The sequence below is a fragment of the Maribacter cobaltidurans genome (assembly GCF_002269385.1).
GTDB lineage: Bacteria > Bacteroidota > Bacteroidia > Flavobacteriales > Flavobacteriaceae > Maribacter > Maribacter cobaltidurans.
In genome coordinates, this window is record NZ_CP022957.1 from 2,833,160 (window position 1) to 2,855,225 (window position 22,066).

At 42.2% G+C, this 22,066-nt stretch carries 10 protein-coding genes; all 10 read left to right on the forward strand.

Annotated features, from left to right (window positions below):
* Positions 1-25: 25 nt before the first annotated feature.
* The 10 genes from CJ263_RS12560 to CJ263_RS12605 all read left to right on the forward strand — a co-directional run bounded on the left by CJ263_RS12560 (position 26) and on the right by CJ263_RS12605 (position 22,029).
* Positions 26-1,093 (forward strand): hypothetical protein, encoded by a 1,068-nt coding sequence (locus CJ263_RS12560; protein ID WP_094997594.1) that lies wholly within the window; start codon positions 26-28, stop codon positions 1,091-1,093.
* 85 nt (positions 1,094-1,178) lie between these two features.
* Complete coding sequence (locus tag CJ263_RS12565) at positions 1,179-1,415, forward strand: hypothetical protein (RefSeq protein WP_094997595.1); 237 nt, start codon at positions 1,179-1,181, stop codon at positions 1,413-1,415.
* A gap of 28 nt (positions 1,416-1,443) precedes the next feature.
* On the forward strand, positions 1,444-3,438 hold the full coding sequence (locus CJ263_RS12570; protein WP_094997596.1) for a tetratricopeptide repeat-containing sensor histidine kinase: 1,995 nt from the start codon (positions 1,444-1,446) through the stop codon (positions 3,436-3,438).
* Positions 3,422-4,078, forward strand: coding sequence for a response regulator (locus CJ263_RS12575; RefSeq protein WP_094997597.1), 657 nt, complete (start codon positions 3,422-3,424; stop codon positions 4,076-4,078). Before CJ263_RS12570 ends, CJ263_RS12575 begins: the two co-directional genes overlap by 17 nt.
* Positions 4,079-4,145: 67 nt before the next feature.
* Positions 4,146-4,769: a DUF4230 domain-containing protein gene (locus CJ263_RS12580; protein WP_094997598.1), complete on the forward strand. Its 624-nt coding sequence runs from the start codon at positions 4,146-4,148 to the stop codon at positions 4,767-4,769.
* Positions 4,770-5,088: 319 nt separating this feature from the next.
* Positions 5,089-12,606: a T9SS type B sorting domain-containing protein gene (locus CJ263_RS12585; RefSeq protein WP_094997599.1), complete on the forward strand. Its 7,518-nt coding sequence runs from the start codon at positions 5,089-5,091 to the stop codon at positions 12,604-12,606.
* Between the two features lie 22 nt (positions 12,607-12,628).
* Positions 12,629-13,519, forward strand: coding sequence for a PorP/SprF family type IX secretion system membrane protein (locus CJ263_RS12590; protein ID WP_094997600.1), 891 nt, complete (start codon positions 12,629-12,631; stop codon positions 13,517-13,519).
* A gap of 840 nt (positions 13,520-14,359) precedes the next feature.
* A complete protein-coding gene (locus tag CJ263_RS12595; RefSeq protein ID WP_094997601.1) occupies positions 14,360-16,969 on the forward strand; it encodes a T9SS type B sorting domain-containing protein in 2,610 nt (869 codons plus the stop codon).
* 29 nt (positions 16,970-16,998) lie between these two features.
* Entirely contained in the window at positions 16,999-21,120 is a 4,122-nt protein-coding gene (locus tag CJ263_RS12600; protein WP_094997602.1) for a T9SS type B sorting domain-containing protein, read from the forward strand.
* 21 nt (positions 21,121-21,141) lie between these two features.
* Positions 21,142-22,029: a PorP/SprF family type IX secretion system membrane protein gene (locus CJ263_RS12605; RefSeq protein ID WP_094997603.1), complete on the forward strand. Its 888-nt coding sequence runs from the start codon at positions 21,142-21,144 to the stop codon at positions 22,027-22,029.
* The last annotated feature ends 37 nt before the right edge of the window (positions 22,030-22,066 follow it).

Here is a 22,066-nt window from a genome sequence, read left to right on the forward strand (position 1 = left end):
TGCCCATCATAAAACTTAATCTAAAATGAAAATCAATTCTAAATTAATCTGGGGTATTCTCCTCTTTATCGGTTTTAGCGCTCAGGCACAGCAACTGGGAGATTTCAAGCCAAAAGACGCGACCTTTGGTTTAGGGAAATTAAAAGCGAGCAATAAACGGATTTACATCTCTAATTTTTCCATAAACTATCAATTGTTCAATGAAAAGGAAAAGACGAAAAAGGGAGGTGCCTTGTTTAGGGACAAAGGAGTAAGAGGTGATGCCACGGCAGAATTGATGGTTGGGTTGGGCGATCTTACGGAAGCCGATTTCCAGACCATTGCGAATAATCTTTATCAAGACTTTGTTGCCGACCTTAATAGTAAAGGGTATGAAATTATATCTTCTGAGGCGGCCGGAAAAACTGAAACGTACAGTGGTTGGGCAAAGGATGCGGGCCCCAAGGTTGAAATTTCGGCCATGCCGGGTATGATTATCGCCTACCCAGAAGGCTATTCCTTTTATTACAAGGAAGAGTCTAAAGTAGGCAAGTTTTTTGGGGATAAATTTGCGGCATTGGATAAAACACCGCAAAATCTTTCCAGAGATCTTGACGACGCAATTGTTGTAGATGTTGATTTGTATGTGTTCTTTATGAAAGATCTGTATGCTTTTCAAGGGAATGCGGCGAACATCAAAATCAAGACTCAATTAAGTTTGGTAGCGAATGAAGCGGTTTCCGCAAAAAGCGATAAGGGCTTCGTGTTTAAAAAGAAAGTGGAGTATGCGACGGGTATTAACAGTATTTATTTTGCAGCCGGTAAATATAAGATAGGCGGTAGTGCAGAGTCTACGTATACCGGTACCTTAAAAAAGGATTTTACCATCGGGGGAGTGTTGGATGAAAAGAAAATTCAAAGTTATGCACAAGGAGCTGTAGATGTTATAGGAACCTCCAATTATTTTGGAAAGACATATAGAGCTGAAAATAAAATATCTTCAAAAACTACTATAATAGATGTGGACCCTCAAAAATATATAGAAGGCGTCACGGCAGCAGGTAAAAAATTCTTGGAATATCATTTAAATGAATTCAACAAGGCATTGAAATAGTTTTTGGTCTCGTTCTTTTGTTCAAGTTTACATCGCCGGAGACGTTCAAGGTCTTCGGCTTTTTTTTCATAATAAAATTTTGTGGATGCACCTACCCCTACTCATACTTGGAATTACAATGGTGATCACCATTGGCTCCATTTCGGTTTTCGTAAATTGGAAACGTAATTTTCTTATGGAGAAAAATGAAATGGCTCAATCTTATTTGGAGGAAATGGTTGAGCTAAAAGACAAAATGATGAAGCGGCTTATGTGTATGGATCGATACGATTTCACTACTTATAATTTAGATGAGGTTTTTCCTATGATTAATTCCAATTGATGTATACTTGTCTTAAACATATGGTTTTATGAGGCAAATATCGTGGTTGTATTTTGTTTTTACTTTTTGTAGCCTACAAATCTATGCTCAAAAGTCTGAACTGGACAGTTTGTTAAGTGCGACTAGAGCAATGGAAAATGACTCCCTCCAAATAGAGGCCTATAATAAAATTGCATTCGAATTTATTTTCAAAGATGTATCAAAAGCAAAGAAAATAATTGAAGAGGGTAAACAAATTGCCTTGGATCATGATTTTTCTTTTGGGATTGCACAAATGACCAATACCCATGGAATTTATATGGATGTTATTGGTAAATCAGATTCTGCGAACTATTATTTTTCAAAAGCTCTAAAACTAAGTCGGGAAAAGAAAATTCCGTTTATAGAAGCAAAATGCTTGAATAATTTGGGAATGTTCCATTGGAACAGAACCAATTACAAAGAAGCCTTGGCCTATTTTTTTGATTCCTTAAAAATGAATGAAGATTTGGGGAATGAAAAAGCAACGGCCAATCCGTTGAACAATATCGGCTTGATCTATCTGGAAATGTATTTGTTCGAGGATGCTCTCAAATACCACCGAAAAGCACTGGCAATAAGAGAAAAATATGGGATGTCCAAAGAGCAAGTAGCCTCATTGAACAATATTGGGATTTGTCTTAAAAGCCTAGGGAGGTTAGATGAAGCGATCGAGGTTCTGAATAAGGGGATTCAGTTGGCGCAGTCTTCTGGAAATTATTTGGATTTCTATAGGTTGCACGACACTCTTGGTAATGTGCTGCAATTGAAAGGAGAGTTCCCAAAATCGTTGGAAGCTTATCTTACCGCTTTGAATGCCGGGAAAACAAATCATTCCAATATTAGAGATGAATTGAGCACCAATAATAATGTGGTTGCGCTGTACAATAAAATGAACGAACCCCAAAAAGCCTTGCACTATATCGAAGAAGGTCTACGAATTTTAAACGAAAATCCGAATCTTGAAACGTATGCCATAGATATCCATTTGAACCGGGCTGAAACGCTGTTCATGCTCGATCAAAACGAAATGGCAAGAGCATCCTTGGATAGGTATGTTGTTTTGCAAGATTCTTTGTTCTCGGAAACGAATGCCAAGGCATTGGCCGAGATGGAAACCAAATATGAGTCGGCCAAAAAAGAAAAAGAGCTATTGGAGCAACGCGAACAATTGACCAAAAGGGAGTTGGAAATAAAACGAAAGAACAACATCATTTTTGGCTCTTTGGCACTTGCTTTTTTGTTGGGTCTTATCGGGTATCTGTTTTACGGTCAGCAGCGACTCAAGAACAAGCAGTTGCTAAAGGAAGCAGAACTGAAAGCAGCTTTAATGCGTATTGAGACGCAGAACAGGTTACAGGATCAGCGTTTACATATCTCCAGGGATTTGCACGACAGTATAGGGAGTAATTTGACGTTTATCATTTCTACAATTGATACGGTGGGTTACGGGTTAAAAAATGGAAATCAACAGGTAAAGTCTCAATTAGATCAGCTAAGCAAATTTGCAAAGAATACCATTAAGGAGTTGAGGGATACGATTTGGGCCATGAATAAAGAGGCAATAAGTTTCGAAGATTTGCACTACAGAATAAATTCGTTTATGACTCAGGCCGATACCTCTTCAAAAGGTGTCCATTTTGAGTTTGTGGTCGACTCTGCCATTGATCAGACCCATTCCTTTACCGCAAATGAGGGTATTCATATATACCGAATAATTCAAGAGGCGGTGACCAACGCTTTAAAACATGCATTTACTAAAGATGATGATATCGATCAACGGAAGATAGCCGTTCATATTTACCGGACCCATGATTTTTTTCATATACAAATAGAGGATGCGGGATCTGGATTTGACAAAGAAAAAGTGCTCATGGGCAATGGCCTCAAGAATATGCAGAAGAGGGCCAAGGAGATTGATGGCGAATTGGAAATTAATGCGACTGACGGAAAGGGCACTATCCTAATTTTAAAGATACCTGCACGATATGGAGAGAAAGATTAGATTGGCGCTTGTAGATGATAATTCCTTTCTTATAAAGGCAATAGAGGATAAGTTATCATTTTTTGAAAATATCAGTATTAAATGGAAGGCAGAGAGCGGTTCTAAATGTTTAGAAATGTTAGCTATTGACCATCAATTGGATATGATTCTAATGGATATTGAGATGCCCATTTTGAATGGCATTGAAACGACCGAAATCGTTAAGAAGAAACACCCCCAAATTAAAATTGTCATGTTAACCGTTTTTGATAATGATGAACATATTTTTAATGCAATAAAAGCAGGTGCAGACGGTTATTTGTTGAAAGAAATTGATCCAGAAAGTTTGATGCGGGGAATTCACGAAACCATGACAGGAGGTGCCGCTATGACACCGACCATAGCGCTTAAGGCATTGAGACTATTAAGAAATCCTATGGTAACAAATTATTTTCCCAATGAGGAAACTGTGGTGCTTACCAAAAGGGAGGAAGAGGTTTTAGAGCAATTGAGCAGTGGCTTGAGTTATACGAAAATTGCAGAAAATCTTCATGTTTCGCCAAGTACGGTGCGCAAGCATATTGAACATATCTACACGAAACTTCAGGTACATAATAAATTGGAGGCCATAGAAAAGGCGAAGCGAATCAATTTGATTTGATAAAAGATTCAATACTTTTGGGTATTACATAAGCTTTCTATAAAGCCAATGTATTGAATCCGTTACTATGAAAAAATTTGTTGCCGGTGTCCTAATTACTTTGACTTTCGTCTTTATAATCCGTTCCTGTGCGGCCGATAAAAACAACAAATCCATTCTTGAGGAAAATTCTATGCTCATACAGCAAGAAATTGCGAATGTTTCTAAATTGATCGTTACCGAAGGGCATTTTTCAGAGGTATACAATTACAGGGATTCCAAGGAACTTTTTGGGCCTTTGCTTACGGCGGAAAAAAAAGCTTTGGTAGTGGTAAATGCAGATGTAACCGTGGCCTTTGATTTAAGTAAAGTCGATTTTGAAATTGATGAAGCAGCCAAAACGTTACGGATAAAAAGTATACCTAAGCCCGAAATAAAACTAAATCCCGATTTTGAATATTACGATGTAACGGCTGATTATCTCAACCAGTTCGATGAAGCAGATTATAATAAAATAAAAAAGACCGTGACCAATTCCTTAATGAAAAAGGTAGAGGCCTCTTCTTTACTTTCCAACGCCGAGAATAGGTTGATCAGTGAACTGCAAAAGTTTTATATTCTTACGAATTCACTGGGTTGGCAGTTAACCTACAGAGGTGAGAAAATAGATACTGCAAGTCAACTACAAAAAATGGATACACTAGTGCCCTAAGTGCCATCCAGGAAATTTTTCATTCTATATTTCTTCGTTTACTTCAAAATTAGAGTTGATAAACCTATTCGATAAAGTTTTTTAACAATATAAATCCTACTAAATGTAGGAATTACCACATGTTGTTATCAGTTCACAACATAATTTATTTTTTATAAGTTAAATCCTACATTTTTGATCTCTTAATTTTTAATAACCCTAAACTTAAAAATTTGCCATTTCTCGATTGACCCAATTGTTTAAAACTTGCGATGGTGCTTACATCAAGTTTTAGAGTATTCTTGGATTTGGGTAAAAACCTTTTATAATCAAAAACCACATGAAAAAAATAGCAGTGATCTTCCTAGGTTTGTTTTCCTTAATTACCAGTGCACAAACCTTAACTATTGAAAATGGGGGTGAAACAGGTACTTCGGGCACCAACTGGACGACAACAGGTACTAATCCCGTTACGATTTCCGCGACGGGTAATGCCAGTATTAATACTTCTGTTATTGAAGGGTATTTGAATACAGGTGTGAGCGTTTTGGTGCGTTCCACCGATGGTATGATTACTCAGACAGGGGACATTGAAAAAACGGCTGGGGGGGATGCAACGCTTACGATTCGCTCAGAGGGTTCCGGTAGAATAAACAATACGGCAAACTATGTTTCTACTTCAGGCAAATTAAATCTTGTTTTTTGGTCAGACTATAATAATACGAATGGTGGAGGAAGTACTTTTGGCTCTACTGTTTCAAATATTGATACCAATGGAGGTCACTTTTGGGCAGGAGGTAGTTCAACACCTGCAGGGACAGCAACTTGGAATGGTTTAACCGTTGGTAATGGGCCGAGTGTAGATGCTTCAAGCTCAAACCAAAATGCCCTTGATTTCCATTCGGTAAGTTTAAATACAGGAGGTGGCGATGCATTGTTTTGGGCCGGTAATGGCACGGGTACTGGCCTGGCGGGTATCGAACCTCATACTTCATCAACGATTAGTACGGGTAGCGGTGATATCATTCTTATTTCCGATAATTTTAATTCTGTAGGGGCACTTACATTGAATACTTCGGGGCAATTGGTTTTGGCACCAAATGGTGGTAGTTATTCAGGTACTATTACTTGGCAACATGGTGGCGGTACTAACCTTAATATGAGCAGTACCTTTGATGATATCACTATCAATAATATTGCTAGTGTTTCTGGGTTAAGCTTAGGCTTTTATGATGGTATGAGTGGGGTAAACATCAATAATAGTTCTCCAGTAACCATTTCCAGTAATACCAACATAGCGGGTCCTATTACCGTTTATGGGGGTGATATTACAGTAAATGAAAACCTAAACACAGCAGCAGGTACTGCTGCTGGTGATATTTTACTTAGAGGAACAGGTAATATTACTATAGCAAGCAGTAAGTCGATAACTACCAATAGTGGCGATGTGACTTTTTGGGCAGATAGTAATGCTGATGGTGGGTTTATTACCGTCAATGCCGGTGGTGCCATAACAACACAAGGTGGAAATTTGGTTTTGGCAGGTGGTCTTGATGATGGTGCAAATGAAGGTGTAGCAAATGACGGTATTCCAGACGGCTACGCATGGCGAAAGACAAGTGACCCTGATTTTGGTGGGTTATCTCTTGGTGAGGGCGCAATATCTGGGCCTGCATTGATAAGTCTACTATCAAACGGAGGTGACATTTTGCTACGCGGAAAAACGAGTGATGCTTCGGGTCATCCTGGTTTATTAACGCAGGAAAATTTAGTGATTGATTCCGGAAGTGGTACAATCTCGATTATGGGTACCTCAGAAACTGGGAATGGAATTGAACTGGGTTTTGGTTCTACTAATCAAAATATCGCACTTCGCTCGGCCAGTAATGCTGAAACTGCTATTTCTATTGATGGTTCAACTACGGCAACAGCTAATGGGGGATTTTTTAATTTAGGGAATGGTAGCTCACTTATGCAATCAGAGGGAACGGGAGGAATACGTATCGCAGGTATTTCAACCCTGCATGAAGGTATTGTTTTGGATAATATGCAAATACTATCAGCAAGTGGTAAGATTGATATAACAGGTACTGGAGTTAATGGTGGTCAATTATTTCGAAATACGGATTTAGGTTTACGTTCTTCTGCAACAGCTATTCAAGGTATTACGCCTTTGGCGGCATCATCGGCTGATATCGACTTAATAGCGAATAGTATAACCTTTACGACCTCAGCTAATACTATTACTTCTACAGGTAAGCTACGGATATTACCAAGCGAAAATGCTTTCAGTACTTCATTAACACTGGCAGATTTTTTTGAACCTTCGGCAACTTTATCAGGGCTTGTGATAGGTAAAGATCATGCTACCGCAGAAAATATTACTTTAACAAACGCTATTACGATAAACGGCCCTATTACGGTTTATGGGGGAGAAATAAATATCGATGCAAACCTAAGCTCAACAGCTACTACAGGTGATGGTATTACCATCGAAGGTCAGCGCATCCTTCAAGATGATGGAATAGATGTGACTACTTCAGGCGCGGATATCAGCTATACGGCATCTGCTATAACGACCGAATCGGTATTAGCAATCACTGGAAGTGGTGTCAATCGAGCTATTGTCAATGCAAACGGCGGAAATATTAATATAAACGCAAGCTATGCGGGTGCATCGGCTAGCGGAAGGGTTATTGCTTTTAATAGTGCTGATTTAATTACAACGGGCAGTGGAGTAATCAGCTTGACGGGAGATGCTACGAACAGCAGTAATACAACCGCCTCTGCTTGGGGTATGCAACCGAATGATGCAAAAATTATCACTGATTCGGGTGATCTTACATTGACCATGACGGGTGGTGCTGCCAGTAATAATTCAAGAGGCTTGGCCTTGGATAGTAATAGCATGCAGTTACTGTCTACATCGGGCACCATTACCATTCGTGACCTTGAGCCAGCAGGTCTAACGGGAACCTATACCGGTTTATACCTACGACCTAATGCGGCTAACACCATTTTATTCGGCGCCAATGGCGCAGAGGTAGCTAGCAGTAGTTCGGATATTGTCATTGAGGCTAACCGTGCGACTTTTGATGTGCAGCCCACACGATTTAACACAAGTGGAACGCTAACCATTCGTCCAGTAGGGGCTATTTTTGGTGCGGGTATCAGTACAGCTAACGTGAATGTGGAAAGTACCGCCACAGGCTTCACCCTAGGTAAGCCGGGAAACAGCAGTGCCTTGACCTTGGCACGGGCTTCAACAATTAACGGATTTATTAAAGTCTATGGAGGCGATATTGCCATTAACGAAAGCTTGAATACCACGGTAGATGGTGCCGCCGGTAATATTTTACTGAAAGCTTCAGGAAATATCGTTCAAGCAGCGAGTAAATCCATTACAACTAGTGGGGCGGATATCACCCTGTGGTCGAACAGTGATGATGAGACTACTAATGGTGGCTATATCTATCTTCAAGATAATACATCATTAGATACAAGAACTTCATCTGATAGAACTGCAAATGATGGAACAGCAAACGACACATCTGGCGGAGCCATTACATTAGGTGGAGGAAGCGGAACCACTCTACCTACAGGATATGCCCTAAATAATGCGAATTCCTTTAGAGGGGGCATAAATCTTGGGACTGAGAGCGGAATCCGTGCTAGACACGATAGTAATATTAGCATTATTTCAGGTGGAGGAAATATTTCGCTCAAAGGCAGACAAACGTCGATATTTGACGATGCTGCGGCAGGTATAAATGCTTATGAAGGTTTTATCCTTGATGCAGGCCAAACAGGAAATATAGCTTTAGAAGGTAATGTTAGCGGTTCTAATGCGTCATTTTCAGATGGTATGAATCTTGGAAATTATGCAATAACTGCAGGAGGGACAGCTTCATTTATAAGAACGGTGAATGGAAATATAACGTTAACCGGAAGTGCCTCAGATGCAACATCGCAAAGTAGAGGTTTAACCTTAGCTGGAGGGGGAGTGGGATTGTTTATCCAAAGTACCGGTACAGGTAATATTAATCTTTTCGGTACTCCTGGCGGTACAGGTACGCAATATAATATTTTACTAATAGGAGCAAATGTACTAGCAAATAGCGGGGATATTAATTTAACTGGTGCAAGTGCCGGAAAGATTTTTAACGCTAATTTTGGTTCAACAATAGGGTATAAATCAGGTTCTGAGGTTACCAACTCTACAAGTGATATAACGGTTACCGGAGACGATTTTGACTTAAGTTCTGGGTTTAACTTTAATACAGCAGGAACCTTAGCAATAGAATCGTTCGGAAATTCATTTACAAATACTTTCGATACTTCCCAATTGACCTATTCTTCAGATTTAACCGGTCTTACTATCGGGAAATCAACGAATACCTCAACTGTACTTGTTGGTTCTACAACAAGTATTGCTGGCCCGATTACGATATATGGAGGCGATATAGCCATTAACCAAGCCTTGACAGCTTCATCAAACAACACCATCAGCCTAAACGCCTCGAGCAATGTGACACAAAGTGCAGCCATCACGGCCAACAACTTGGCCCTGTTCGGTACGGGCAACTTTACCCTTCAGAACAGCAGTAACAATATTGATGTGCTGGCCGGTGGCGATGCAACTACACGTCTTGGTAATATCGCCTATCGTGATGCAAATGCACTTGAAATTGGCACGGTAAACCCAACAGGAATTTTCGCTACAGGTACTGTTTTGGTGGAAACGGAAACCGGAAACATTACCCTTTCTGAAAGTATTAATACCACTTCCACTTCAGATGATGCTATCATCTTGAATGCAGGTAGAGCTTCTGCAGCTGGAACGGCAACGGGTGGTGATATTATTGTTTCTGGCACACCTACCCTTAGTACAGGATCAGGCGGTATCGCAAAGCTCTATAGCGGTGCTGAAGCTAACAGTACAGGTTTAACTGCTTTGGTGGGTGCCGGTAACGTTAGGAATAATTTAGATGAAACATCCGACTTAAGTGGTGAAAACTTGACTGACGATAACGCTTATGCGATTTATCGAGAGATTGGTAATACAGCGCCCACAGTGACATCCACGTCAATCACATCAGCAACAGCGCAATCACTTTATTACTATGATATTAAAGCATCAGATGCCGATAACGATGTAATCACTTGGACAGCAAACACCGTTCCTGCTTGGTTGACCTTTACCAGTGGTCTCTTGCAAACGAATTTTGTAGGCACTGGTGCAAACCCCACCAATACAGGGGATGGGGTAAATCAGTCGCCTGATGGAACCAGTGCTACTAGTGCGGTTATTCGAGCGGGCACTGCCGCTCATGGTGATGGTAAATTGTTTTTCACCGATAAAGAAGAGTATGGGATTCGTTATGTTGATGCGAACGGAAATGTACAAACCTGGTATCAAGGGGATGGAACTTATACAAATCTAAATCCAGTAGGGATAGCCTATGATGCGGTAAATGACGCAGTTTATGTTGGAGATTATGCCAAGACCGACATCTTGAAAATTGATAACACAGGTACTCGAACCCTTCTGTCTAATTTGCCGGAAGCGTTTATGCGCAGATTGCTGGTTAATGCTAACGGCACTAAACTGTATGCGTCTGCAAATGGCGGTATTTATGAAATTGACCTTACCAATAGCGACCCTGATGCAAACTGGACGCGGGTGGTCGGTACAGGAACAATGGGTTACAGTGATACGGGGGCGGCGTCAACCTCACAAGTTTCTCAACCTCACGGTATGGCGTTTGACAGTGCCGGGCGTTTGGTTTTTACCGACCGGTTTAACGATATCATCAGGCGAGTTGATTTAGGGGCAGACACAATTGAAACCATAGCAGGTACGCAAGGAGCAGGTACAGAAACTGGCGATGGCGGACCTGCCGTCAATGCGACTTTTGCCGACCCATCAGGACTAGTCATTAACGAATACGATGAAATTTTCATTTCCGAGCGGTTAAGCAAGCGGATACGGAAAATCGATACCAACGGTGATATTGATACATTTTTTACAGTTTCTGCAGGAGGTTTTGCAGACGACTTGGTAATATCGGATGCGGGTGAGTTGTTTTTATTGACAACTACACTTATTGCCCAGGTAGCAACCAAGGCTGAATTAACTGGTACGCCAACCAACGCTAATGCAGGTGTACACAATGTAGCACTTACACTGAGCGATGGTATAGATAATGTGCCTTATAATTTCCAAATTACGGTTCAAGCGATTAACAATGCTCCAACCGACATTACGCTAGATACTAACAGCATCAACCAAAGTGCTACGGGTGTAGACGCTACGGTAGGTACCTTATCCAGTGCTGATGCTGATTCAGGAGATTCTCATACCTATTCACTAGTGGCAGGTACAGGTGACGATGACATTGCTAGTTTTAACATTGATGCCTCAAGCTTAAGAACCAATAACGCGCTTTCTCCTGGTAGTTACAGTGTAAGAATCAATACCAATGACGGTACCGATGATTTTGCCAAGGAATTTACCATTAACGTCACCGATGATGTTGCACCTGAAGGCTACACGGTAACCATTGATCAAGACGCCATAGATAGTTCAAATAAAACTTCAATCAGTTTTACTTTGGCCGGTGCTGAAATAGGTGCGACCTATAATTATAGCTTTAGTAGCGATAATGGGGTGACAACGGTCACAGGATCCGGAACTATAACTTCCGCCACGGACCAAGTAACCGCAATCGATCTTAGCGCATTAGCCGACGGTTTAATAACCCTAACCGTTACCCTTACCGATAGTAGTGCTAACGAAGGTATTCCTGTACAAGATTCCGCAACTAAAGGAATAGACCAAGACAATGATGGCATTTCTGACACCAATGACAACTGCCCTTCCATTGCAAACACGGACCAACTAGATACCGATAATGACGGAGATGGTGATGCATGCGATACCGATGATGACAACGACGGTACACCGGATTCAGAGGACGCCTTTCCGTTAGATGAAAATGAGGATACCGATACCGATGGTGATGGTACCGGCGACAATGCCGATACCGATGATGATGGTGACGGTACACCAGATAGTGAGGATGACTTTCCGTTGGATCCAACTGAAGATACAGATACCGATGGAGATGGAACTGGGGACAACTCTGACGAAGACATTGATGGGGATGGCATCAGCAATGATGAAGATGAATTTCCCAATGGAGATGCGGTAGACACGGATAATGACGGTGTTCCTGATAGTGAGGATGCCTTCCCGAACAACCCAGACGAGACATTGGACAGTGATGGGGACGGAATTGGGGATAATTTCGATGAGGATAACGATAACGATGGGACACCAGATGCCGAAGATGATTTCCCTTGGGATGCGAATGAAGATACCGATACGGACAACGATGGGATAGGTGACAATGAGGATGAAGATGATGATAATGACGGAACTTTAGATACTGAGGATGCCTTCCCGCAAAATCCCGATGAAGATACAGATACCGATGGAGATGGAATTGGCAATAACGCGGATGAGGATGACGATAATGACGGTATTTTAGATAGCAACGATGAATTTCCTAACAACAGTGAGCCCACAATTGTTCCAGCACAGGCCTTTACGCCCAATGGCGACGGCAACAACGATACCTGGATAATACCTGGAATAGACAACTATCCCAACAATGTGGTAAAAGTCTTCAACAGATGGGGGCATGAGGTATTTGCGGTCCAATCCTATAAAAATGATTGGGGAGGGGTTTACAAGAACAACAGGGAGAAATTACCATCTGGTTCCTATTTGTATGTGATCGACCTTGGGGATGGTTCCGAGGTAATCCGTGGATGGATATTCATCAACTATTAAATCAACCTAAAAAACAATCAAAATGACAAGAATTATAAATACAATTAGTATCCTGTTCGTTCTTCTATTTGCGGGCATTGCATGGGGCCAACAGGATCCAAACTATACCTTCTATCGGTATAACATGAACATTTACAACCCTGCTTTTGCCGGCAGTTCCGAAGGGGTGGAGTTCGTCCTTGGGCTCAGGAGCCAATGGGCGGGCATCGAAGGTGCCCCTGAAAGCCAGAGTGCCATTTTTGGCATGCCGGTAGGAAATAAGGTAGGCTTGGGCGTGAGTATTCTAAACGACAAAACGTTCATAGAGACCCAGACTTGGATGGCCGTGGACTTTTCCTACCACATTGAGCTTGACGAGGACAACCGGTTATATTTTGGGCTCAAGGCTAGCGCTAACTCGTACGATGCCAATACACAAGGCCTTTTGACCTACGGTGTTGGCCAGGACGGATCGTTGATGAACTTTGAAAGCCGTTTTACACCGAATGTAGGTGCGGGGATCTATCTGAAAAACGAAAGGTATTTTATATCCCTGTCCGCACCAAAAATTCTGACACCCGATAGACTTCAGGAAGCCAATGGGAACGCCTTTCTAGGTACCGATAGATTACATGCATACCTGGCGGGAGGGTATGACTTCGTTTTAGGGGAAAAAACCAAACTTCAGGCCTTGGGCATGGTCAGGTATGCCGATGCCTCCCCGCTCTCCTATGAAATTACGGGGCTGTTGGATCTGGCGGAACGTTTTACCTTGGGTGCGGGGTATAGGTATAATGAAAGCATAAGCGGACTTTTTCTCTTTAAGGTTTCAAACGGGTTCCAATTGGGCTATGCCTATGAGAATGCCTGGCAGAGACCAATCGATGGTATTGACCAGGGGACACATGAGGTTTTCATGAGATTCTTATTATAGGTAGTTTGGTGTTTTTCTAAAAGGCCCTTGATCTTTGGTCAAGGGCTTTTTTTATTGTAATATAAATTCCTTTTCCGTCAGCCCGATGCCATCATCTATCAAATGGCCTAACTTCGGATTTTCCAGTTTAGTTGCTTTGGATTTATTGTTTTAAATCTCGTTTTTTTAGAAAATGGTTGCGTAGCTGAGCTGAATGGAGCATCTGTCTTTTAGGCAGACGATCGAAGGTTCGAATTCTTCCTTGATTTGAGACATAATCATTCTAAGTCCATAGATCCAAAAATGGATTCTTCCGGCTTTTTTTCATGGTGTTTATCCTCTAGTTATCTGGACAATTGCGAAAAATAAGGTTTCTGCTTCCTTGAAATTCCAAGGAACTTACTACGTCGCAGACACTCCTGATTTTTCCCCGAAAGTCTTGACAAAACCCGCTTTATCCATTATGCCGTGCATGAAAGAAACCAAACAAACACCCCTTAAAGTAAATCACAATTGAATGAAAAGGGAATTTTAGTGATTAAAATCAATTTAAACTAAATGCACAAAGGGTTTTATAAAGTTTCCCTTAATACATTTTTTACAGCTGCTTGCAAACCTCTGAGAAGGTACAGGTTTTTAGAATGTACTGTGCATAATTGTTATTTCGTCGATGATTTTGAACGTTTCCTCGAATGGGCTACTACATAATCAAACATTCTTACATACTAAAAATAGGTAATTACAATATAAATAAGAAAAATACTACAAATTAATTCAATTTTGTATTTGTTAAATATACCAAACTTAAAAATCCAAACACATGATTATTCAAAATTCCAATAAAATCAATAATTCTCAACCATGAAAAAAATCATTTTTTATGTAATACTTCTACTATGCCTCCATCGAATACAGGCCCAGGATATTTTGATATTATATGGGGGCCAGACCTCCCAACTGTCCCAAGCACAGGGCTACGCCGCTAATCTAAGTGCAACGGGAGTATTTGATACCGTTGATGCCGTTATTTGGGATGCGCCGAACAAATATGACTTAAACTATCTCAATGACTATGATGCGATCATGGTGGTTACCAATGGTGGTTATAATGCCTCATATGGTATGGGCGATCTTTTAAAAACCTATGTTGATAATGGGGGTGGCGTGGGTATTTTCCTATTCGCCAACGCTTCAATAGAAATAGGTGGTTCATGGAACTACAATGCGCTTATACCAGCTGGTCAATCAATGGGGCCTACGAACTTTGGAACCATAGATATTCCTACACACCCGGCCCTTAACTATCCGTTTGTAATTAATACCGCTACTTGGAATGTAGGAAGTTTATGGTCCTCTACTTCCAATACCCTAGCTCCAGAGGCATATAGCATAGCCAAATTCTCCGATGGAAGGCCCGGTCTTCAAGCTAGGGAAAATGTGGGAATAAATGGCATGGGCAGGGTAATCGACTTTGCAGTTTCTCCGAGTGCTGCTACTGGAAGCAATGCTGTTCCGGGTTATCAACTTTTTGCGAACATCATGATGTGGTTGGTGGGATCTATTCAAACTACTGGAGATACTTGTTTGGCCACCAATAGCGTGTCTTTCTCCTTCTTGGACGATGGGGGATCACCCGTAGTCAGTCATGCTTGGGATTTCGGGGATACTACCTCATCAACCTTGGCTGCACCGTCTAAGACATATACCGCTGCAGGAGTATTTGACATCACGCTAACTGTGGTCCGTCAAGACGCATCTTCTAATATATACACAGATAAGGTGGTCATATCCGACAACCCGACAGCTGCAAACGCAGGCGAAGACATCTACTTGACTTCCGGTACTACTACGGCTCAATTGACAGGAAATGTACCGAGTGTGGGTGAAGGAGCCTGGTCTTGGGTTAGTGGCCCGAATACACCAAATGCCACGGTGACCGATAATGTTTTGAACCTCTCAAACCTTATGGAAGGAACCTACGAATATCAATGGGAAATTTCTAATGGAACTTGTCTGCCCTCAACCGATTTGGTAGAGATTTTGATTGCCGATAATATGGTGCCTACCGATGTAACGATTACCTCAATGGAAATTACCGAAAACAATGAAATTGGGGATACCGTAGGAAGTCTTTCTACTACTGATGCTGACATTGATGATACGCATACCTATAGTCTTGTTTCCGGTATTGGGGCCGAAGATAACGAAAGTTTTATGATAGTCGATGCAGAGCTACAAGCAGGCGGCCCCTTTGATTATGAAACCAAAAATACCTATTCCATTAGGGTGAGGTCTACAGACCGCTTTGGAGGTTTTTTTGAAAAAAGCTTTCTAATTACCATTTTGGACACTGATAATGAAGATACAGATGGTGACGGAATTCAAGATGCAATTGACAATTGTAAATACGTTTCAAATCCTGATCAGTCCGATTTAGATCAAGATGGTATTGGCGATTTATGTGACGATGATGACGATAATGACGGTATTTTAGATAACCAAGACAATTGCGCCAGTATGGCGAATGCGAATCAAGCGGATGAAGATTCCGATGGTCTTGGAAATGTTTGCGATGAGGATGATGACAACGACGGTACACCGGATTCAGAGGACGCCTTTCCGTTAGATGAAAATGAGGATACCAATACCGATGGTGATGGTACCGGCGACAATGCCGATACCGATGATGACAACGATGGCACGCCCGATACGGAAGATGCCTTCCCACTTGACCCTAATGAAGATACCGATACCGATGGTGACGGCACTGGTGACAATGCCGATACCGATGACGACAACGACGGTACACCAGATTCAGAGGATGCCTTTCCGTTAGATGAAAATGAAGATACCGACACCGATGGTGATGGTACCGGCGACAATGCCGATACCGATGATGATAACGACGGCCAGAGTGATGCCGGCGAGACCAGTTGTGGTTCAGACCCCTTGGATGCCGCTTCTATGGCTACCGATACCGATGGCGATGCCACTCCTGATTGCGTGGATACCGATGACGACAACGACGGTACACCGGACTCCGAGGATGCCTTTCCATTGGATTCAACTGAAGATACAGATACCGATGGAGATGGGATTGGTAATAATGCGGATGAGGATGACGATAATGACGGTATTGAAGATTCTGAAGATACCAATCCTTTAGAAGCAGATGATACTACAGAAGTTCCCGTTGAGGAAACGGTGATACCGGCAGAGGCATTAACTCCTAATGGTGATGGTATAAATGATACATGGGTAATACCTGGAATAGACAACTATCCCAACAATGTGGTAAAAGTCTTCAACAGATGGGGGCATGAAGTATTTGCGGTCCAATCCTATAAAAATGATTGGGGAGGGCTGTATAAGGACAACCGAGAAAAACTACCTTCTGGCTCTTATTTATATGTAATCGACCTTGGGGATGGAGAAGCACCTTTACAAGGTTGGGTATTCCTGAATTATTAAATCTTAAATAACAATCAAATAAATAAATAATGAAATCTAAATTTTTACTAAAACTACTGTTCTTGGCACTTCTGTTTTCGGGAGTGTTGAGAGCGCAAGACTGGCAACCTTTGGGGCCAAATGATGACAATTGGGCTTCTTTTATAGAAGCCGAGTATATTGATTTAGCCTTTGACAATTCGGGTATCCCATATTTATCTTATATGGATTACGATTTTGATGAAAAAATCAGTGTAGTTCGTTATGACCTGGCAACTGGCAAATGGAGTTTTGTAGGTGATCGAGGTATTTCCGGGGATTATGTTGAATTCACGGCCATAGCCATTGATCAAAACGACATACCCTATATTGCCTATGCAGATGATGACCTCGACACCCAGTTGGTGGTCAAGTATTTTGATGGTACTGCTTGGGAAGACTTAGGGGCACCTTTTACGGATACTGCAGAAGAGGTCGATTTAAAAATCGATGCCAGCGGCAATGTATTGGTAGCTTATCAAGATGATGATACAGATGAAGTTAAGGTGCAAAGGTATGATGGTACTTCTTGGACCCAAATAGGCGATGCAGTATCCAACGGATATCCAGATGAACTCTATTTAGAAATAGCATCAGATGGGTCATTATATTTTTCGTTCAGTGCGTATGATCAAAACCTGAATGCCGATTTCATCTATGTCTATAAGTTAGATACCGTAAACCAGGTATGGATACCCTATACCACCACTGGCCAGGGTGATGATACAAGAGATACTTTTATGACACTTTCCCCCAGCGACGTACCCTATATATCCTACGAAGCGAACAATGAAATAAGGGTAGATTTTTTTGATGGCACACAATGGGTACAAGTTTCCGGTACCGTACCTGCAAACAACATATATCCAGATAATCCAAGGATAGCCTTTTCAGCATCGGGCGAATTGTATTTGTCCTTTGAAGATGACCATGACCAAGACGCTGATACCAATGAAAGAATCTCTGTATGGAAGTACGACAGCATTAATGCAACTTGGCAAAGTATGGGCATAGGTATTTCTGGCAGCTCTACTGATTATCCTTCATTAGTTTTCAACCCAGATGGTGAATTGACTATTGCCTATTCAGCAAATAGTTTGGATAGCAGTGCAGTGGTTAAATTTTACGACGAACAAACCGGTAACTGGAATACGTTGGGCGAAGTAGGTTTTACAGGGGGCGAAATGGATGATGTAAAGACCAAATTCAACAGTGCCGGCGATCTTTACGCGGCATATAGCGACGGCCTAAATGATCGTAAGCTTTCCGTAATGTTCTATAATATAGGTACGGAGCTTTGGGAATATTTAGGCGAACCCGGTTTTACCCCTACATATGCAGGAGCCATTGATCTTGAATTTAACGAACAAGATCAACCTTATGTACTCTTTCGGGATGAATTTAGTGCTATAATGGTATATAAATATGATGGGACTAATTGGGTTCAAGTAGGCAACCCGGGAGGTACCGCCCCTACGGAATATTTAGAATTGGATATTGCGCCCAATGGTGATCTGTTTATTGCCCATCAAGATAATGTGGCGGGCCCCACGGTGCGCAAGTATGACTCGGCGGCCCAAACATGGTCAACCATGTCACATACAAATTTACCAATAGGCAATACCAATCATATTGATGTAACGGTTGATGCACAAGGTATACCTTATCTGACCTCTTCAAAATGGGACGGTGCTTCATCCAGTCCGGTCTGGAAGTACAATGCAGATACCCAAGAATGGGATCAAATAGGCCAACCTTTAGTGTCAGGCCTATATGATCGTGCAGAACAAACTGCGCTTGATATTGATAATAATGGCGTGTTGTATGCTGCCTATGGTTATAATGGATCCCTTACCGTTAAAGCCTATGATCCAAATCTAGATCAATGGAATTTAATAGGTACACCTTTCAACGGTAGCGCGTGGAACATGTCGTTCCAGATTTCAGATACCAATACCCTATATCTTGGTTTTACGGATAATTCCACTAGAAAATCTGCTGTTCGAATGTTCAATACGCACACGGATACCTGGGATTTGGTAGGTTCTCCAGATTTTACCTATTCTGAAGTTAATGGAAGTTCTTTGGCGGTTTACAATGATGATAAAATGGCCACGGTTTATAGCAGCTTCTCCGGTTTTGCAAAATATTATGGCAATTACGTACAATTACCCACAAGAGAGGAATATACCTATACCTTGTCATTGAACAGTGTTAGCGGAACCTATGGCGGAACTCCCTTTACAAATCAACCCTTGACCATGACCTTCAGTAATGTGACTGAAGAGGATGTTACGGAATGGGAGCTCATAAATAATGGGTCTTATCAGGCTTTGTTTCCTAACGGAAGGAATGTTAAAATAACATTGGGGTCTATTTTGAACGATGTTCCTCTTGATGATCTAGAAAGTAATCATGTTGGTATTATTGCGGCCGCCTCTAATGGGAACATGTTCCTAGGTTCTTTTTTCTTTAATGGTACAAATAATCAATATTCTTCGGATAGAGCTTTTGTTGGTGATTTCCAAACGGCACCACCGGTCTCAATGGCGGATAGACTTAAAGCCGATTGGAACTCCGTGGCTAATTTAGCGTACACTAGTCAAGGTTTTAGTCAGTTACCGTTAACGATTGGAGGGTTGTCCTTGGTCATTCCGGCTAATCAAAATGCCGGTGGGGGGACATGGGGTGTTTCGGTAACCGAAATAGAAATCGTGCCAACAATTTCGGTCGATCATTCGCTAACCAATTTTACATCATGTATTGGATCCCCATCAGACGAACAGATACTATCTGTTTCTGCTACCGATCTAATTCAAGATGTTGTAGTGACCACCTCAGGAGATTTCGAGGTAAGTTTAACATCAGGTACGGCGTTTTCCAATTCGGTAACGATTACCGCGAGCGGTAATTTAAGTGCTACCGATGTATATGTAAGAACGTCCAATACCGCAGTAACCGGTAATGTTACGGGTTCATTGACCATAACCTCCACGGGAGCGACCGATGAGATTATAAATTTGACCGGAGTGGTGAATGAATTGCCCAATAGCCCGGTAGCACCTGCAGAGCAAATTGTTTGCCCTGATAATACCATTGCAGATTTAGAAGCTACCGTTGAAAACGGAGCTACATTGGAATGGTACAATGTTTCAACAGGGGGTACCGCTTTAGACCCCACTTCCGTACTTGTTTTAGGAGACACCTATTACGCCCAAACCGTTAATGTTAACGGATGCGCAAGTAATAGAGTAGCTGTGTTGGCCACGGAAGACTTAACCGCTGATGATACGGATAATGATGGCCTTAATGACGCTTGTGATTATGATGACGACAACGATGGTACGCCCGACAGTGAAGATGCCTTCCCGTTAGATCCAAATGAGGATTCTGATACCGATGATGATGGAGTTGGCGACAACGCTGATATGGACAGTGACAACGACGGTACCAATGACAATGAGGATGATTTTCCGTTAGATTCCAATGAGGATACCGACACCGATGGTGACGGCACGGGCAACAATGCCGATTCTGATGACGACAACGACGGAACGGACGATGAGGAAGATGCCTTCCCATTAGATGTGGATGAGGATACCGATACGGATGGCGATGGCACGGGCAACAACGCGGATTTGGATGATGATGGCGATGGCATAAGTGATGAGGAAGATGCCTTCCCATTGGATGCCGATGAGGATACCGATACGGATGGCGATGGCACGGGCAACAACTCAGATACCGATGATGACGCTGATGGTTTTACCGATCAGGAAGAAATTGAAAGTGGAACTGATCCTCTGGACGCTGAAAGTTTTCCATCGGAGGAAATTACAACGGAGCCCGTGGCCGAGACTTCAAAAGTGGCACCGGCCCAAGCCTTTACCCCGAACGGGGACGGCAACAACGATGCCTGGATAATTCCCGGTCTTGAGAACTACCCCAATAACTTAGTGAAGGTCTTTAACCGATGGGGCCATTTGGTCTATGAGGCTGTTAGCTACCAAAACGATTGGGAGGGCTTCTATAAGAACAACCGAGAAAAACTGCCTTCGGGATCTTACCTATATGTTATTGACCTGGGAGACAGTTCCCAGCCAATCCGTGGATGGATATTCATCAACTATTAATCAACCTTAAAAAATAAAATCATGCGAATATTTAATTTGATCATCGTCCTTTTTTTAATGCTTTCCATAGGGAAAGCATGGGGCCAACAGGACCCAAACTATACCTTCTACCGGTATAACATGAACATTTACAACCCGGCTTTTGCGGGCAGTTCCGAAGGGGTGGAGTTCGTCCTTGGGCTCAGGAGCCAATGGGCGGGCATCGAAGGCGCCCCTGAAAGCCAGAGCGCCATTTTTGGCATGCCGGTAGGAAATAAGGTAGGATTGGGCGTGAGTATCCTCAACGACAAAACGTTCATAGAGACCCAGACTTGGATGGCCGTGGACTTTTCATATCATATTCAACTCAACGATGCCAACAGGGTTTATTTCGGACTAAAGGCAAGTGCTAACTCTTACGATGCCAATACACAAGGCCTTTTGACCTACGGTGTTGGCCAGGACGGATCGTTGATGAACTTTGAAAGCCGTTTTACACCGAATGTAGGTGCTGGTATCTACCTGAAAAACGAAAGGTATTTTCTATCCTTGTCAGTGCCAAAAATTCTGACACCCGATAGGCTTCAGGAAGCCAATGGGAACGCCTTTTTAGGTGCCGATAGATTGCATGTATACCTAGCGGGAGGTTATGATTTCTTTTTAGGGGAAAAGACCAAACTTCAGGCCTTGGGCATGGTCAGGTATGCCGATGCGTCCCCGCTCTCCTATGAAATTACCGGGCTGTTGGATCTGGCGGAACGTTTTACCTTGGGTGCGGGGTATAGGTATAATGAAAGCATAAGCGGACTTTTTCTCTTTAAGGTTTCAAACGGGTTCCAATTGGGCTATGCCTATGAATCCGCCTGGCAAAGACCAATCGATGGTATTGACCAGGGGACACATGAGGTCTTCATGAGGTTCTTATTATAGGTAGTTTGGTGTTTTTCTAAAAAGGCCCTTGATCTTT

Excerpts from the sequence above, each read along its gene's own strand:
- CJ263_RS12595 (WP_094997601.1), top strand. The coding sequence starts at position 14,360 with ATGAAAAAAATCATTTTTTATGTAATACTTCTACTATGCCTCCATCGA.
- CJ263_RS12570 (WP_094997596.1), top strand. The coding sequence starts at position 1,444 with ATGAGGCAAATATCGTGGTTGTATTTTGTTTTTACTTTTTGTAGCCTA.
- CJ263_RS12560 (WP_094997594.1), top strand. The coding sequence starts at position 26 with ATGAAAATCAATTCTAAATTAATCTGGGGTATTCTCCTCTTTATCGGT.
- CJ263_RS12605 (WP_094997603.1), top strand. The coding sequence starts at position 21,142 with ATGCGAATATTTAATTTGATCATCGTCCTTTTTTTAATGCTTTCCATA.
- CJ263_RS12565 (WP_094997595.1), top strand. The coding sequence starts at position 1,179 with ATGCACCTACCCCTACTCATACTTGGAATTACAATGGTGATCACCATT.
- CJ263_RS12585 (WP_094997599.1), top strand. The coding sequence starts at position 5,089 with ATGAAAAAAATAGCAGTGATCTTCCTAGGTTTGTTTTCCTTAATTACC.
- CJ263_RS12575 (WP_094997597.1), top strand. The coding sequence starts at position 3,422 with ATGGAGAGAAAGATTAGATTGGCGCTTGTAGATGATAATTCCTTTCTT.
- CJ263_RS12580 (WP_094997598.1), top strand. The coding sequence starts at position 4,146 with ATGAAAAAATTTGTTGCCGGTGTCCTAATTACTTTGACTTTCGTCTTT.
- CJ263_RS12600 (WP_094997602.1), top strand. The coding sequence starts at position 16,999 with ATGAAATCTAAATTTTTACTAAAACTACTGTTCTTGGCACTTCTGTTT.
- CJ263_RS12590 (WP_094997600.1), top strand. The coding sequence starts at position 12,629 with ATGACAAGAATTATAAATACAATTAGTATCCTGTTCGTTCTTCTATTT.